The organism is Micromonospora noduli, from assembly GCF_003264365.1.
Taxonomy (GTDB): domain Bacteria; phylum Actinomycetota; class Actinomycetes; order Mycobacteriales; family Micromonosporaceae; genus Micromonospora; species Micromonospora noduli.
This window is the reverse complement of the sequence record NZ_PYAK01000003.1, coordinates 136906-153479: the sequence shown is the minus strand read 5'-3', so window position 1 is coordinate 153479 and position 16574 is coordinate 136906. Positions and strand designations below refer to the sequence as shown.

The 16574-nt window shown below is 71.0% G+C and carries 14 protein-coding genes; 8 read left to right on the top strand and 6 right to left on the bottom strand.

Features of this window, described 5'->3' with window-relative positions:
• The first annotated feature begins 276 nt into the window (after positions 1-276).
• Positions 277-2052: a glycoside hydrolase family 6 protein gene (locus tag GUI43_RS03705; protein WP_112697982.1), complete on the top strand. Its 1776-nt coding sequence runs from the start codon at positions 277-279 to the stop codon at positions 2050-2052.
• Positions 2053-2176: 124 nt separating this feature from the next.
• Here the strand turns inward: GUI43_RS03705 and GUI43_RS03700 are convergent, their stop codons facing one another.
• The 5 genes from GUI43_RS03700 to GUI43_RS03680 form a co-directional block, all read right to left on the bottom strand.
• A complete protein-coding gene (locus GUI43_RS03700; RefSeq protein ID WP_091405768.1) occupies positions 2177-2563 on the bottom strand; it encodes a hypothetical protein in 387 nt (128 codons plus the stop codon).
• A gap of 119 nt (positions 2564-2682) precedes the next feature.
• Positions 2683-2991, bottom strand: coding sequence for a hypothetical protein (locus GUI43_RS03695; protein ID WP_112584060.1), 309 nt, complete (start codon positions 2989-2991; stop codon positions 2683-2685).
• A gap of 16 nt (positions 2992-3007) precedes the next feature.
• Complete coding sequence (locus GUI43_RS03690) at positions 3008-4666, bottom strand: sodium:solute symporter family protein (RefSeq protein WP_112697981.1); 1659 nt, start codon at positions 4664-4666, stop codon at positions 3008-3010.
• A gap of 198 nt (positions 4667-4864) precedes the next feature.
• Positions 4865-5908, bottom strand: coding sequence for a hypothetical protein (locus GUI43_RS03685; protein WP_112697980.1), 1044 nt, complete (start codon positions 5906-5908; stop codon positions 4865-4867).
• 11 nt (positions 5909-5919) lie between these two features.
• Positions 5920-6513: a hypothetical protein gene (locus GUI43_RS03680; RefSeq protein WP_112698030.1), complete on the bottom strand. Its 594-nt coding sequence runs from the start codon at positions 6511-6513 to the stop codon at positions 5920-5922.
• Between the two features lie 298 nt (positions 6514-6811).
• Here GUI43_RS03680 and GUI43_RS03675 point away from each other — a divergent pair, with 298 nt between their 5' ends.
• From GUI43_RS03675 to GUI43_RS03645, 7 genes are all read left to right on the top strand, one after another.
• Positions 6812-9268, top strand: a complete 2457-nt coding sequence (locus GUI43_RS03675) for a sensor histidine kinase (RefSeq protein WP_112697979.1) — start codon at positions 6812-6814, stop codon at positions 9266-9268.
• The gene (locus GUI43_RS03670; protein WP_112584065.1) at positions 9268-9690 is read left to right on the top strand and encodes a roadblock/LC7 domain-containing protein; all 423 of its coding nucleotides are present in this window, start codon (positions 9268-9270) and stop codon (positions 9688-9690) included. Before GUI43_RS03675 ends, GUI43_RS03670 begins: the two co-directional genes overlap by 1 nt.
• Entirely contained in the window at positions 9680-10069 is a 390-nt protein-coding gene (locus GUI43_RS03665) for a DUF742 domain-containing protein (protein ID WP_112698029.1), read from the top strand. The genes GUI43_RS03670 and GUI43_RS03665 overlap by 11 nt, the downstream gene beginning before the upstream one ends.
• A complete protein-coding gene (locus GUI43_RS03660; RefSeq protein ID WP_091405745.1) occupies positions 10050-10652 on the top strand; it encodes a GTP-binding protein in 603 nt (200 codons plus the stop codon). Before GUI43_RS03665 ends, GUI43_RS03660 begins: the two co-directional genes overlap by 20 nt.
• Positions 10653-10739: 87 nt before the next feature.
• Entirely contained in the window at positions 10740-11777 is a 1038-nt protein-coding gene (locus tag GUI43_RS03655; protein ID WP_211326637.1) for a lactonase family protein, read from the top strand.
• A gap of 157 nt (positions 11778-11934) precedes the next feature.
• Positions 11935-13692: a substrate-binding domain-containing protein gene (locus GUI43_RS03650; protein WP_112584166.1), complete on the top strand. Its 1758-nt coding sequence runs from the start codon at positions 11935-11937 to the stop codon at positions 13690-13692.
• Between the two features lie 216 nt (positions 13693-13908).
• A complete protein-coding gene (locus tag GUI43_RS03645) occupies positions 13909-15390 on the top strand; it encodes a sugar transferase (RefSeq protein ID WP_112601390.1) in 1482 nt (493 codons plus the stop codon).
• 7 nt (positions 15391-15397) lie between these two features.
• Here GUI43_RS03645 and GUI43_RS03640 read toward each other — a convergent pair whose 3' ends face one another.
• Positions 15398-16528 carry a PP2C family protein-serine/threonine phosphatase gene (locus GUI43_RS03640; protein WP_112697977.1) on the bottom strand — a complete coding sequence of 377 codons (1131 nt, stop codon included), beginning with the start codon at positions 16526-16528 and terminating at the stop codon, positions 15398-15400.
• Positions 16529-16574: the final 46 nt, after the last annotated feature.

Sequence of the window (16574 nt, the reverse complement as noted above, 5' to 3'; positions counted from 1 at the left end):
CCATGGAAGCGCTCCCATGCAAGAATCGGCGAACGCGGTTCAAGAGAGCCATACCGTGCAGGCAGGGGAGTCGAGGGCACCCGGGTCACCGGGCGACGTACCCGCCGCCGATCGACCGGCCGACGCATCGGTCGGGCACCACCACCACCATCGCCCGTCCGGGTCGGGCGCCCCCCAAAGAATCCCGTGGCGCCGACGGCCGTCCGTGCAGGACGCCCATCGGGCCGTCCCGCCGGGCCGTACGCGGGCCCGGTCTCGCCCAAGGAGATCAGTGGCATGAATGTGTGGAGAAGGCTATCCGGCCCACGCCGGGCCCTCGCGCTCGCCGGCGCGGGTGCCCTGGTCGCCGGTGGGCTCGTAACGATTCCGGTTACCGCGGCGCAGGCCGCGACGCAGTGCGACATCGCGTACACGAGCAACGAATGGCCCGGTGGTTTCACCGCGAGCGTCACCATCAAGAACGTCGGCGACCCGCTGAACGGCTGGACGCTGGGCTGGACCTTCCCCAACTCCGGCCAGCGGGTGCAGCAGGGCTGGTCGGCCACGTTCACCCAGTCCGGCAGCCAGGTCACGGCCCGGAGCCTGTCCTACAACGGCACCCTGGCCACCGGCGCGTCGACGAGCATCGGCTTCAACGGCGCGTGGAGCGGCAGCAACCCGAAGCCGACCTCGTTCACACTGAACGGTGTCGTCTGCAACGGTGGCACCACCCCGCCGACCACGCCCCCGCCGACCGACCCGCCGCCCACCACGCCTCCGCCCACCGACCCGCCGCCCACCACGCCGCCGCCCGGCACCAAGGTCGACAACCCGTACGTCGGGGTGCGCGGCTACGTGAACCCGGAGTGGAAGGCCAAGGCGGACGCCGAGGCCGGCGGAAGCCGGGTCTCCAACAACCCCACCGCCGTCTGGCTGGACCGGATCGCCGCGATCAACGGTACGCCGGACAGCAGCTCCAACGGGGCCTTCGGGGTGCGGCAGCACCTGGACGAGGCGCTGCGCCAGGGCGCCGGCTACATCCAGTTCGTGATCTACAACCTGCCCGGCCGGGACTGCTCCGCGCTCGCCTCCAACGGTGAGCTGGGCCCGGACGAGCTGCCGAAGTACAAGGCCCAGTACATCGACCCGATCGCCGCGATCCAGGGTGAGTCGAAGTACAGCAGCCTGCGGATCATCAACATCATCGAGATCGACTCGCTGCCGAACCTGGTCACCAACACGTCCGATCAGGCCGGCGGCACTGTCATGTGCGACACGGTCAAGGCCAACGGCGCCTACGTCAACGGTGTTGGCTACGCCCTCGCCAAGCTGGGCGCGATCGGCAACGTCTACAACTACATCGACGCCGGCCACCACGGCTGGCTCGGCTGGGACTCCAACTTCGTCCCGACCTCCAACATCCTGAAGACCGCCGCGGTCGCCTCCGGCAGCACCGTCAACAACGTGCACGGGTTCATCACCAACACCGCGAACTACTCGGCGCTGCAGGAGCCGTACTTCAAGGTCACCGACAACGTCAACGGTCAGTCGGTGCGGCAGTCCAAGTGGGTCGACTGGAACTTCTACGTCGACGAGTTGTCCTTCGCCCAGGCGTTCCGCAACCAGCTGGTCTCGGTCGGCTTCAACTCCAACATCGGCATGCTGATTGACACCTCCCGTAACGGCTGGGGCGGCTCCGCCCGGCCCACCGGTCCGGGCGCGACGACCAGCGTCGACACGTACGTCAACGGCGGCCGCATCGACCGCCGGGCCCACCTCGGCAACTGGTGCAACCAGGCCGGCGCCGGCCTCGGCGAGCGGCCGCGGGCCAACCCGGCGACGGGCATCGACGCCTACGTCTGGGTGAAGCCGCCGGGTGAGTCGGACGGCTCCAGCAAGGAGATCCCGAACAACGAGGGCAAGGGCTTCGACCGCATGTGCGACCCGACGTACGGCGGCAACGCCCGCAACGGCAACAACCCGTCCGGGGCGCTGGCCAACGCACCGATCTCCGGTGCCTGGTTCTCCGCCCAGTTCCAGGAGCTCATGCGCAACGCCTACCCGGCGCTCTGATCGGGTAGCTCACGCACCAACCCGCTGCCGGTGGTTGGTGAGGCACTGTTGGCAGCAGGTTCCCCCCGGGTCCCCGGCTCGACCGTCACAGGTCGGGCCGGGGACCCCCCCTTTCCGGCCCCGATCAGGGCACTGTGCGTTCGATCGCCGCCCGGCCCTGCTCGGCCAGGTCACGGCGGGCCTTCTCCAGGTTCTCCGGTGTCAGATCCTGCCCCCGGGCCATCACCAGGTCCTCCGGCTCCCAGGGCTGTTCGCCCCCGGTGCGGATGTTGTCCCCGCCAGCGCCGGTGCCCGTCCCGGTCGCCCCGGTGCCGGCGGCGTAGGGGTCACCGATCAGCTCGTCGGTGTCCGGTGCGAGGTCGTCCGGTCGACTGCGAGGCTCGGCGAAGCCCGGTGTGTCCCGGTCCGGGCCACCTCCGGTCCGCAACTGCGGCACGGTGGCGTCATCGTCCACCGCCGAGGCCACCTCGGGGCTGTCCTCCAGCGGCGGTTGGCGATCGCGATCGGTCATGGTGCTGCCTCCTGTGTCCGACACGGTGCCTGATTTCCCCCACGTACCCCTTCGTGCCGCGCTCATGCCGCACGGCCCGGCGGTCCGGCCGGGCCGTGCTCACGCCGTGCGTCAGGTGGTCAGGCGTCGGGCTGCTGCTCGTTCGGGGCCGGCGCTTCCGCTGGGCGCCACCACTGCCAGAGCAGCATGAGCAGACCGAACACGAGCATCGTCAGCCCGGCCCACAGGTTGATCCGTACGCCTTCGGCCTTGTCGATCTCGGCCCGGCTGTCGAAGACGCCGATCAGCGTCACGATGACCCCGTACGCGACGAAGAGGCCACCGATCACCCGGCGGATGTCGAACAGCCGGGCCGCGGCGGAGCGCCGCTGCTCCGCCTGCGCCTCGTCGATCAGCGGGTCCTGTGCCGGCTGGCCATCGTTGCTCATCTGCCGACCCCTTTCCTTAGAAGACCGGGATGTAGAAGAGGGCGGCCAGCGCGACCGCGATCAGACCGAGCAGCACCGGGGAGCGGTACCAGGCGGCGTCCCCGGCGAGCACGTCGCCCTTCAGGTCGACACCGCCCATGCCGTACACCAACCCGCGCAGTTCCTCGTCCCGCTTGGGTGAGGTGAGCGGAGTGACGATCGCGGCGACCACCACCGCCGTGACGAACGCCAGACCGGCACCCCAGAAGCTCTCCTCCAGGTCGGAGTTGAAATCGATCACCCCGCCCTTGTAGAGCAGGTAGAGGCTCAGCGACACCAGGGTGCCCAGCAGCAGCGACCAGAAGCCGGCCAGCGCGGTCATCCGCTTCCAGAACATGCCGATGATGAAGGTGGCGAACAGCGGCGCGTTGAAGACGGAGAAGAGCGCCTGGATGTAGTTCATGATGTTGCTGAACCCGGCCGCGATGAACGCGGTGCCGATCCCGATCACCACGGCGGCGACCGTCGCCCACCGGCCGACCCGCAGGTAGTACTCGTCCGACCGGTCGCGGCGGATGTACGCCTGCCAGATGTCGTAGGTGAAGACGGTGTTGAAGCCGCTCACGTTGGCCGCCATGCCGGCCATGAACGAGGCGAGCAGGCCGGTGACCGCCACCCCGAGGACGCCGTTGGGGAGCAGGTCGCGCATCAGCAGCGGGATGGCGTTGTTGTACTGCAGGTCGCCGCTCTCCGCGCCGAGGCCCTTCACAGTGACCAGGGCCACCAGGCCGGGGATGACAGTGACCAGGGGGATGAACAGCTTCGGGTACGCGGCGATGATCGGCGTACGCCGGGCGGCGCTCATGTTCTTCGCCGAGAGGGCACGCTGCACCTCGGCGAAGTTCGTCGTCCAGTAGCCGAACGACAGCACGAAGCCGAGGCCGAAGACGATGCCGATCCAGTGCGCGCCCAGCGGGTTGGCCGTGCTGCCGGTGTCCTGCCACGCGTGCAGGCCGGCCTCGCCGAGTTTGGTGTCGCCGACCGCGTCCATCAGGCCGTTCCACCCGCCGACCTTGACCAGGCCGATCACGGTGACCGGGATGAGGCCGGCCAGGATGACGAAGAACTGCAGCACCTCGTTGTAGATCGCCCCGGACAGGCCGCCGATGGTGATGTACGCCAGCACGATCGCCGCGCCGACCACGATCGCCGTCCAGAGCGGCCAGCCGAGCAGCGCCTGCATGACGAGGGCCAGCGCGTACAGGTTCACGCCGGCGATCAGCACCTGGGCGACGGCGAAGCTGATCGCGTTGAGCAGGTGGGTGGGGCGGTTGAACCGCAGCCGCAGGTATTCGGGCACGCTGCGGACCTTGGAGCCGTAGTAGAAGGGCATCATCACGATGCCCAGGAAGACCATCGCCGGGACCGCGCCGATCCAGTAGTAGTGGACCGTCATCACGCCGTACTGGGCCCCGTTGGCGGCCATTCCGATGATCTCCAACGCGCCCAGGTTCGCCGAGACGAAGGCGAGACCGGTCACCCAGGCCGGCAGGGAGCGGCCGGAGAGGAAGAAGTCGACGCTGGTCCGGATGGCCCGGCGCGCGGCGAAGCCGACCCCGAGGACGGTGACGAAGTACAGCGCCAGGATCAGGTAGTCCAGGCCGTTCATGTTGAGCCGAAGACCGTCGCCGTCCATCCCGTCCACCCCTCGCTCCCGACGTCCGCGCTCGTTGGTGCGCGGGCGCCCTATTACCCCGTCCGCGCAGTTTCACTCCCGGAGGTCGGAACCCGCCGTGTTCGGGCCCTTCGGGCGATCTGGTGTGCTCCGCGGCGATCGGACGCAAGAGGGCGCCCCGGCCGTTTCCGGCCGGGGCGCCAGTGTGCGTCGGGTGACTCAGCGACCGAGTACGCGGTCCAGGAAGTCCCGGTAGTTGCGGACCGCCATCCGCAGTTGCTCGGTGTCGGCCGAGCCGGCGTCCTGCCAACCGCCCAACGTGTTCTTCTGGGCGGCCAGCGCCGAGGAGAGGGCCTGGATGGCCTCCTCCACCAGCGACTGCGCCTCGCTGGCAGCCGCCTGCGGGTCGTCGACGAAACGCAGCTGCACGTCCCGCCAGCGGTCCCGGAAGCCCTGCGCGGTGTCCGTGTCGAGGAGCGTGGCCGGCTCGGCCGCGACCGTCGACCCGGCGGGTCGGGATGTTCCGGCGGACTCCAGCGTGGGGCTGGTGTCGTCGCCGGGGACCGGTTCGCCATCCGCGTCCGGGTCGACCATCTCCGGCGTCGCGCTGCCGTAGCCGGCCGCGCCAGCTGCCGCGGCATCCCGGTCGCCGGTCAGATCGCCGCGCCGCTCCGGGTCACCGTTCGTGCTCCCCGGCGGGACGACGGTCCGCGCGGAGGTGTCCGCGTCGGCGCGGTCGTCCAGGTCGGTGGGGTCGTCGACGTCCGCGCTGTCGTCGACGTACGCGTCGCGGCGGTGCAGCTCCGCGGTGGGGTCGGCGCGCAGACCCTCCCGCTCACCGTCCTCGGCACCGTCGCCCGGCTGGGCGGTCCGCTCGGCCCTCGGGTCCGGCTGATCCTGTGGGTGCGGGCTGGCCAGCGCGGAGGCGGCCACCGCGTCGGCCACCGTGGTGGCGCCGAATGTCGTCGGCAGCGGCCCCGGCTCGTGGAAACCGCCCTCATCGGTGGACCGGTCGTCGCGCCGGTGGCGCGGGTCGGAGTCGTCGGTCAGCTCGTCGTCGGCCGGGTCGTACGCGGCGTCCCGATCGGTGTCGTCGGCCCGCTCATGGACGGCGGCCTGGTCGTCGAAGGTGCCCCGGTCGTCGAGGGCGTCCTCCGGGACGTCGGAGCGACCGGCCCGGTCGCCGGCCGGGGGTACCGGCACGGGCGCGGACCGGACGGCCTCCGGGTGGTCGTTGCTCACCTGCTGCTCTTCCTGGCGCATCGGTGGCCTCCTCAGCGGCTCGTGGAGTCGTGGTCCGGGTGGTGGCGCTGTTCGGGCGTGTGGTGGCCGACCGGCTCCTCGCCCAGCAGGTCGGCGAAGAGTGCGCGGTAGTGCACGACCGCCTGCCGCAGCTCCTCGGTGCTGGCCTCGCCCCGGGAGTTGCGCAGGTGGATCTCGTGCGCGTCCCGGTAGTTGGTCAGCGTGCGGGCGTGCTCGACGGAAAGGTGGGCGATCTGGTCGGAGAAGTCACCGGTCGGATAGCCCTGCTCCTCGATGAGGCGGGTGACCAGAACGTCCGCGTCGCCCACGGTCTCGCCCGGGAAGTCGATGAAGCGGACCTGGAGTTCCTCCCAGGCGGCGGCGTACCGGGCCCGGGATTCCGGGGTGAGTGGGGTGAGCGTGAGCTCGGCATGCCGGCGTTCCCGGTCGCGCAGTTCGCGCTCCGCGGCGGACCGACTGTCCTGTTCCGCCACCACCCGGTCGTACTCCGGTCCGAACCGGTTGCGCAGGGCCCGGCGGTTGTTGAGCGAGCGGGCGGCCACGGCCAGCACCGCGACGATCACCAGCACGACGAGCACGATGACGACTATCTGCGTGGGCGACATGGGCTCCTCCTTCGTCATCTGCTATTCCCTCCGCGCAGTGATCGCCAATCCCGATCCGAGGTACTTTCCTGACGAGGGGCCCAACTACTCACCGGCCAGAACCTGATTCATCCCAGAAGAGGCGCTTGGGCGGTGAAGACACGGTGAAGACACGGGCGGTAGTGAAACAGCCTCCGATTACGTATCCTGCCCAAGGCGCCCGCGCCGGTGCCCGGCGACGCGGCCGGGCGCGCAGCCGGCAGGCGCGGTGCCCGGCGGTGCCGGCACCCCTCCTGCCACCCTGTACGGGCGAGGTCTGATGAAAACCCGCGACTGGCCGATCCGCTCGAAGCTGACCGCGTTGGTCGTCGCGCCGGTGACCGCGCTCCTGGCGCTGTGGATCTTCGCGACCACGCTGACCTTCGGTCCCGCCCTGAACCTGCTCTCCGCCCGCACCCTGTTGTACGACCTGGGTCGCCCCGGCGAGACAGTGGTCACCGAGCTGCAACGGGAACGCCGACTCTCGGCGGTGCAGCTCGCCGGCAGTACCGAGCTGCCCGCACTCGCCGAGCAGCGCGGGCGCACCGATCGGGCGGTCGCCGAGCTGCGCCGCCGGGTGGACGGCGAACCGCTGCGCGACGCCGCGGACGACCTGCTGGAAACCCGGGTCGACCAGCTGGTCAACGCACTGGCGGCGCTACCCGACGGGCGGAAGTTCATCGACGAGCGCAAGGTGGACCGGGCCGGCGCGATCGGCCTCTACAGCGGCATGGTCTCCGCGGCCTTCCAGGCGTTCGCCGGCATGGCGACCCTGACCGACCCCGACATCAACCGGCAGGCCTTGGCGCTCACCGCGCTGGGTCGCTCCCGGGAACTGCTCGGCCAGAGCGACGCGCTGCTGGCCGGCGCACTGACCGCCGGACGGTTCGCCGAGGGGGAGCACACCCAGCTCGTACAGGCCATCGGCAACCAACGGTGGCTCACCGAGAGCGCCGTGGCCGACCTGCCCGAGAGCAGCCGGGTCGCGTACCAACGGTTGACCGAGAGTGAGGCGTTCACCCGGCTGCGCAGCATGCAGGACGCGCTGGTCGTACCCAACCGGTCCGGCCGGCCGACTGTCGACGCGGCGTCCTGGCAGGCCAGCCAGGACGCGGTGCAGCAGCAGTTGCGGGACTTCGAACTGTCCGAGGCCGACGCTCTCACCGACCGTTCGGTGCCGATGGCGGTCCGCATCCTGGTGCGGCTGGCCGCCGCCGGCGTACTCGGGCTCGTCGCGGTGGTCGTCTCGGTGCTGGTGGCGCTGCGGGTCGGCCGCACCCTGGTCCGTCGGCTCAGCGGCGTCCGCACCGCCGCGCTGGAGCTGGCCGAGCACCGGCTGCCCGACGTGGTGGCCCGGCTGCGCCGGGGCGAGCAGGTCGACGTCGCCCGGGAGGCGCCGCCGCTGGAGTACGGCCACGACGAGATCGGCGAGGTCGGGCGCGCCTTCACCGAGGTGCAGCGCACCGCCGTCCAGGCCGCGGTGGACGAGGTCACCCTGCGTCGCGGGCTCAACGAGGTCTTCCTCAACATCGCCCGACGGAGCCAGAGCCTGGTGCACCGCCAGCTGCATCTGCTGGACCGGATGGAGCGGCGTACCGAGGACCCGGACGAGCTGGCCGAGCTGTTCCAGGTCGACCACCTGGCCACCCGGCTGCGCCGGCACGCCGAGGATCTGGTCATCCTCGCCGGCTCCGCGCCTGGCCGGGGTTGGCGGAACCCGGTCGCGATGGTCGACCTGATCCGCGGCGCGATCTCCGAGGTCGAGGCGTACGAACGGGTGGACGTCAAGGCCGTGCAGCCGGCCGGCGTGCTGGGGCGGGCGGTCGGCGACATCATCCACCTGCTCGCCGAGCTGGTCGAGAATGCCACCGCCTTCTCCCCGCCGGACACCCGGGTCACCGTCACCGGGGCGCAGGTGGCCAACGGGTACGCCCTGGAGATCACCGATCAGGGGCTGGGCATGTCCGACGCGGCACTGGAGACCGCCAACACCCGGCTGGCCAGCTCGCCCGAGTTCGACCCGGCGCAGAGCGCCCGACTCGGTCTGTTCGTGGTGGCCCGGCTGGCGGCCCGGCACGGCGTACGGGTGCGGTTGCGCCCATCCGGGGAGGGTGGCGTGACAGCCGTGGTGCTGGTCCCCGGCGACCTGGTCACCACCGAGCCGCCGGCCGGCCCCGACCCCGCCACGCTCGGCACCGCATCGGCCGACCCGAGCCGGCGGCTGGCTCGGACGGCGCGCCGGGGCGCCGTGACCCGTCCCCGTACCCGCCCGCCGACGGCCCCGTCCGCCAGCACCGCCCCGCCCGCCCCACCCACCGGAGCGCCGACCTCGGCCATCCCGCCCGCCAATGGGCGCGACGAGGGCTCGGCGACCCCTGACGAGCCAGACGACGAGCTGGATGGCCTGCCCCGCCGGGTGCGACGTCGTACCCCCGCCGTCCAGCCTCGGTCCACCGTCACCGACACGCCGTCGCCCCGCTCGCCCGAGGAGGTCCGCCAGGTGATGGCGGCGCTCCAGGCCGGCACGGCGCGCGGACGCGCCACCGCCATCACCCCGACGGCGCCAACCGGTCCGACGGCGCCAACCGGTCCGACGGCGCCAACCGGTCCGACGGCGCCAACCGGTCCGGCGGCGCCAACCGGTCCGGCGGCGCCAACCGGTCCGACGGTCCCGGCGGCACCCACCGACCCGCCGACGACCCCCGAACCCCCGACCGTGACTGAGAGGGACGCCTAGTGCGGCATTCGACGAAGCAGAGCGCCGGCCTGGACTGGTTGCTCGACGAACTGGTGCAACGGGTACCAGCCGCCCGCGAGGCGGTGGTGCTCTCCGCCGACGGCCTGCTGCTCGGCTGCTCGGCCGAGCTGGAGCGCTCCGACGCCGAACACCTCTGTGCGCTCGCCGCCGGCTTCTCCAGCCTCGCCCGAGGCGCCAGCCGGCACGTGGACGGTGGCCCGGTCCGGCAGACAGTGGTGGAGATGGAGGCGGCGTACCTCTTCGTCACGGCCGCCGGGCAGGGTGCCTGCCTGGCCGTGGTGAGCGACGCCGACGCGGACATCGGGCTGGTCGCGTACGAGATGGCGATGCTGGTGATCCGGGTGGGAGAGAGCCTCGCCGCGCCGGCCCGATCGGCAGCGGGTGCCGGAGATGCGGACTGAGCCGCCAGGGCCGCAGCACGAGTGGCTGGACGGTGACGCCGGCCCGGTGATGCGCCCGTACACGCTCACCGGAGGCCGGGTACGCTCCGCCGTCGACGATTTCAACCTGGTCGCGTTCGTGTTGGCCGGTTCGGACGTCGACGCGACAAGCCATTCGCATCTGCTGCCTGAGCATCGACGGCTGGTCACGTTGGCCCACCGGCCGGTGTCGGTGGCCGAACTGGCAGCCGAACTGGACCTCGCGGTCGGCGTGGTCCGGGTACTGCTCGGTGATCTCCTCGCCGAGGGCCTGGTCGCGGTGCACGAGCCGCCGGCCGCCGGCATCCTTCCCGACGACGACATCCTCAAGGCGGTGGTCAGTGGACTCCGTGCGCTATGACCAGGTGGGCACCAGCACCACCATCCCGCTGGCACTGAAGATCCTCATCGCGGGAGGCTTCGGGGCTGGCAAGACGACCTTGGTGAGTGCCCTGAGCGAGGTCCGTCCGTTGCAGACCGAAGAGGTGCTCACCGGTGCCGGGATCGGCACCGACGACATCTCCGGCGTGGAGGGCAAGTCCACCACCACCGTGGCGATGGACTTCGGCCGAATCACCATCAACGACGACCTTCAGGTCTACCTGTTCGGCACGCCGGGCCAGGACCGGTTCTGGTTCCTCTGGGACGAGCTGGCCTTCGGCGCGCTCGGCGCGGTGGTGCTCGCCGACACCCGGCGGTTGGCCGACTGCTTCCCCTCCATCGACTACTTCGAACAGCGGGGAATCCCGTTCGTGGTGGGCGTGAACTGTTTCGACGACTCCCGCCGGTTCAACCTGGAGACCGTACGCCGAGCGCTCGACCTGGACCCGGACGTGCCGATGGTGCTCTGCGACGCCCGGGACCGGCAGTCCGGAAAGATGGTTTTGATCTCTCTGGTGGAGCACGTCGCGCGACAGCGCGGCGAGCCGGTGCCGGCGGCCTGAGATCCGGGCCGGAAAGCCGGTTAACGGGCGGGCAACGCGGGCAGCCTCTGGTTGGATCAACCAAGGATGCCGGCGGAGGAGTTGGGCGTGAGCGGTCAGGGTGAGGTCGTCCACATCGGGGGTTACACCGCGCAGAGCGGCGGGCGGGGCAGCGGCATCGTCGCCGCTCGCCGCGACCCGAGGACCGGGGCGCTGACCCCGCTCGGCACGGTGGCAGCCACCCCGTCCCCCTCCTTCCTGGTGCGGCACCCCAGCCAGCCGGTGCTCTACGCGGTCAACGAGCTGACGGACGGCGAGATCAGCGCCTGGCAGGTCGGGGCGGACGGCGCGCTGGACCCGCTCGGCAGTCGGTCGACCGGCGGCGCCGAGCCCTGCCACCTGGCGGTGCTGCCCGGCGGGGGTCACCTGCTGGCGGCCAACTACGGCAGCGGCAGCATCGCGGTCTTCCCACTCGATCCGCAGGGCGTGCCCGGCGAGCGCACCGACCTGGTGGTGCACGAGGGGCACGGCCCCGACCCGGAGCGCCAGGACCACGCCCACGCCCACATGGTCTCGCCCGGGGTGGGCCAGGGGCCGATCTTCGGCGTGGATCTCGGCACCGACTCGGTCTACCGGTACGACCTGGACGAGGCGACCGGACGACTGGTGCCGCGTGCGCCCCGGTTGCGTACGAAGCCCGGCACCGGCCCCCGGCACCTGGCCCGGCACCCCGATGGACGGCGCTGCTACCTCGTCGGGGAGCTGGACGCCTCGATCACCGCCTACGAGCTGACCGACGACGGCGCGTTGCACCAGCGCGGGCGGGTCGAGGCGAGCGAGCGCGCCGGTCACGTCCAGCCGTCGGAGGTCGCGGTCACCCCGGACGGCCGGTTCCTCTACGTCGCCAATCGTGGGGTGGGGACCGTGGCCGTCTTCACAGTGGCCGGGGAGCTGCCCGAGCTGGTGGCCGAAGTGGACACCGGCGGGGAGTGGCCTCGGCACTTCGCCCTCATCGGGGAGCACCTCTACGTCGCCGACGAGCGGGCGGACATGGTGCGGGTGTTCCGGCGCGACACCGACACCGGCGTCCCGGAGGCGGTCGGCGAGCCGGTGCCGGTGCCGAGCCCGACGTGCGTACTGCCCTGAACGATGGTTTAGAGACGTGAGCGCTGCACTGATTTAGCAACGCCACGGGGCTGCCACGTCACTCTGTGTTGCAAAAAGGTGGTCAACTGTTTCTCCTCCGTAACTTTAGTCCGAACGGATGTGGCAGAGACGGCACCTAGTACGCAAGATGGTCACCGTGTCAGCAGGCCGCCATCGCATGCGTTCGAAACTCCACCTAGCCGCCGCCGCCGCAACGGCGGGGGTGCTCGTCGTGACGACGGGCGCGTGGTTCGGCTATCAGGAGTTGATTCAGCCCAGCTGCTCGGGAGAGATCCGACTCGCCGTGGCGGTCGCCTCCGAACTCGCGCCAGCGGTGGACGCCGCCGCGTCCCAGTGGGTCAAGGATGGCGCCGCGGTGGGCCCGACCTGCATCCGCGTCGACGTGTCCGCGTCCGACCCGGTCGACGTGGCGGCAGTGGTGGCGGCCAAGCACGGCGCTGTGCTGGCCGGTGTGGGGCAGGCCAGTGGCACCGCCGTCAGCCCGGACGTCTGGGTGCCCGACTCCTCCACCTGGCTGCTGCGGTTGAAGAAGGACGCGACAGCGTTCGCTCCGACCAACGGCGCCTCCATCGCGCGCAGCCCGATCGTCGTCGCGATGCCCGAGCCGATCGCCACCCGGCTGGGCTGGCCGGACAAGAAGTTCACCTGGACCGACCTGCTCAAGCAGGTCACCAACACCGGCGCGCCACTGCGGACCGGGATCGTCGAGCCGACCCGCGACGCCGCGGGCCTGTCCGGTCTGCTCTCGCTGACCGCCGCTGCCAACGGCGCCGGCGGCGACGCCCAGCGCAACACCGTCGGCGCGCTCCGCGCACTGGCCACCGGGCGCTCCTCGCTCCGCAACGACCTGCTGGCCCGCTTCCCGACGGCCAACGACGCGACGTCCATCGCCAGTGGTCTCGGCGCGGCGGCGCTGTCCGAAGAAGACGTGATGGCGTACAACAGCAAGAAGCCGCCGGTGCCGCTCGCCGCGCTCTACATGGAGCCGGCGCCGATGCCGCTGGACTACCCGTACGCGGTGCTGCCCGGCATCGAGCCGAGCAAGGCGTCGGCCGCCAAGGTGCTGTTCGAGCTGCTCACCAGCCCGACCTTCCGTGACCGGCTCGCTGCGCAGTCGCTGCGCGCGCCGGACGGCAACTGGGGCGAGGGTTTCAAGGCGCCGCAGGGTGCTCCGAGCCCGTCCGGCGGCGCGCCGACCGCACCGGCGAACGGCGGCACCGCGGCGGGTGGCCTCGACCCGGCCGCCATCCAGCGGGTCGTCTCCAGTTGGTCGATCGCCACCCAGTCCGGACGGATGCTCGCCGTCATCGACGTCTCCGGCTCGATGAAGGACCCGGTGCCCAGCGCCAACAACCGCAGCCGGGAGGAGGTCACAGTCGACGCGGCCCGCCGCGGCCTCGGCCTCTTCGACGACTCCTGGTCGATCGGTCTGTGGACCTTCTCCACCCAGCTCGTCGGCAACCGGGACTACCGGGAGCTGGTCCCGATCGGGCCGCTCTCCGGCCAGCGGGCCCAGTTGGAGGGGGCGCTCGCCACCGTCAAGCCTTCCAGCGGCGACACCGGCCTCTACGACACGATGCTGGCCGCGTACCAGGCGGTCCAGGAGAACTGGCAGCCCGGCCGGGTCAACTCGATCGTGCTGTTCACCGACGGCAAGAACGAGGACAACAACGGCCTCAACCAGCAGCAGCTGCTCGCCAAGCTCAAGCAGCTCGCCGACCCGGAGCGGCCGGTCCAGGTCATCATGATCGGTATCGGCGAGGGCGTCAGCAAGGCAGAGCTGGAGTCGATCACCAAGGTCACCGGTGGCGACGTCTTCGTCACCAAGGACCCGAGCGAGATCGGCAGCATCTTCCTCAGCGCCATCGCACGGCGTCCGCCAGCGCCGCGCTGAGCTGACACTCAGACGTCCAGGGGCCTGCCGTACCGTCGATTCGGTGTGGCAGGCCCCTTTTCGGCCATCAGGTTGTTGAAGAAAAGTGACGGCAATACGTCGGAAGCAATCGGCAGTCATAGTTGTCAAGGCAGGATGTCGACTGTTCCGGCATAGTCGGTCCGCCTTCGGTCCGACACGTCGGCCGGGGCCATCCTGTACAGAGTGGGAGGGCCGGTGAGCGTGGCGACACTGTTGACCCCCGCCACGTCGGCGGAGCCGGACGGTCGACGCGCCGGGTTGGTGGCGCGCGCCGACGAACGATCCTACGTCCGGGTCCTGGTGGTGCTGGACACCACAATCCTCATCATCGCGTTGCTGATCGGGTACGTCGCCCGTTTCGGTGACGACGAGCCGACCGGCTCGGAGATTCCGTACGTGCTGGTCGCCCCCGGGTTGGTGCTGGCCTGGCTGATCTCGCTCAAGGCGCTCGGCTGCTACGACGACCGGGTGATCGGCTACGGGGCGGACGAGTACCGGCGGGTCAGCTCAGCCAGCCTGCGCCTGGCCGGGGCGATCGCCATCATCGGCTACATCGCCGACGTCGGCGTCTCCCGGGGCTTCCTGGGCATCTCCTTCGCGGTGGGCACCGTCGGGCTGGAGGTGGCGCGGTTCGCCGCCCGCAAGCGACTGCACCGGGCCCGCTCGCTGGGCGCCGGCTGGTCCCGCAAGGTGCTGGTGGTCGGCGACACCGCCCACGTGTTGGAGCTGGTCCACACGCTGCGCCGTGAGCCGTACGCCGGTTACCAGGTGGTGGGTGCCTGCATCCCGGACGCGCTGCTCGCGCCGGTGGCGCAGCGGCTGGGTGACGTGCCGGTGGTGGGGTCGTTCCGGGGCATCCCGGAGGCCGCCACCGCGATCGGCGCGGACACGGTCGCGGTGACCGCATCCGGTGAGCTGACCGCGACCCGGCTGCGCCGCCTCGGCTGGCAGTTGGAGGGGACCGGCATCGACCTGGTCGTGGCACCCGCGCTGACCGACGTCGCCGGCCCGCGCATCCACACCCGCCCGGTCGCCGGCCTGCCGCTGATCCACGTCGAGGCGCCCGAGTTCCGCGGGGTCCGCAAGCTGGTGAAAGGTTTCGTCGACCGGTCCGTCTCGTCGCTGGCGCTGGCGGTGCTACTGCCGCTGATCGCGTTCATCGCCCTGGCCATCAAAGTGGACAGCCGGGGCCCGGTGCTGTTCCGGCAGGTCCGGGTCGGCCGGGGCGGGCAGGAGTTCGGCGTGTTCAAGTTCCGCACCATGGTGGTGAACGCGGATGCGCTGCTCGCCGAGTTGACCGCGCGCAACGAGACCGACGGCCTGATGTTCAAGATGCGCCACGACCCCCGGGTGACCCGTGTTGGCCGGCTGCTGCGCAAATGGTCACTGGACGAGCTGCCGCAACTGGTCAACGTGCTGCTGGGGCAGATGAGCCTCGTCGGGCCCCGCCCGCCGCTGCCCTCGGAGGTGGCCCGCTACGACGGCGACGTGGCCCGGCGGCTGCTGGTCAAGCCCGGCATGACCGGCCTGTGGCAGGTCAGTGGCCGCTCCGACCTGAGCTGGGAGGACGGCATCCGGCTCGACCTCTACTACGTGGAGAACTGGTCCCTCGCCGCCGACCTCACCATCCTCTGGAAGACCTTCGGCGCGGTGCTGAACGGCCGCGGCGCGTACTGACCACCGCTCACGGCTGCGGGCCGGTCCAGTCCAGGCAGACGACCACCGCGTCGTCGACCAGGTCACCGGCCACGAACGCGCGCAGATCACCGATCAGCGACCGGACGGCGTCCAGGGGGGCCATCGGCCCGGTCCGCCGCAGGAACCGGTCCAGTGCCGTCTCGCCGTAGCGCACGTCCTGACCGGTGGCCTCCACAACCCCGTCGCTGACCACGAACACCCGGTCGCCGCGCTCCAGCGGGAACTTCTGCTCGTGGTAGTCGGTCGCCTCGAACATGCCCAGCGGGAACTGAGCCTCCAGCGGCTGCTCGGTGACGTCCCCGTCGCGGAGCAGGACCAGTCGGGGTGACCCGGCGTCCACCACTGTCATCATCCCGGAGCGCAGGTCCAACTCCATCAGCAACGCGGAGAGGTGCTGCTCGCCCCGGTACAGGTCGTAGATGGCCTGATCGGCGAGGGCGGCCTGGTCGGCCAGGCTCAGCCCGGCCCGACGCGCGTTGCGCAGCGCGTGGGTGGCCAGCGAGGTGAGCAGGGAGGCGGCCACCCCCTCACCGGTGCCGTTGATGGTGGACAACCAGACCCGTTCGCCGTCGTCGGACCAGTCGAAGCTGTCGCCGCGCACCGCGTACGCCGGCTCCAACTGCCCGGCCAGGCTGAACGAGGGACGGATCCGGCTGCGGCCGGGGAGCAGGTCCCACTGCATCTCGGCGGCCAGGGTGAGGCGTTGGGTGCGCCGGGCCGCCAGATAGACGTCGGTGCCGGCGGAGACCGCCGCCACCTCGTGGGCGAGCGCGGTGGCGATGTCGGCCAGGTCGGCGACGACGTCCCGGTCGTCCGGAACGGGCGACAGGCACAGCACCCCTCGACGCTCGCCACGCATGGTGACCGGGAACCAGGCGGTGCCGTCGGTCAGTATCGGCGACTGGTGGTCGAAGGCGCGCCAGGCCGGGTGCCCGGGGTTCGTGATCGAGTGACCGTCGGTGAGAGGCAGTAGCTCCGCGAGTCGGTAGTCGACCTGATAGAGCTCGACGTCGGTGATCCCGTACGACTGGGCGAGCACGTCCCCGATCCCACCGACGAGCCGGTCAGCTGGTGTCTCGTTCAGGGCACGCCGTGCCCGATTGACCGGTTCGCTCATCGTCAGTCCTTCACTGAAAGCTCGACCACCAGGAGGTTCGGAGTAC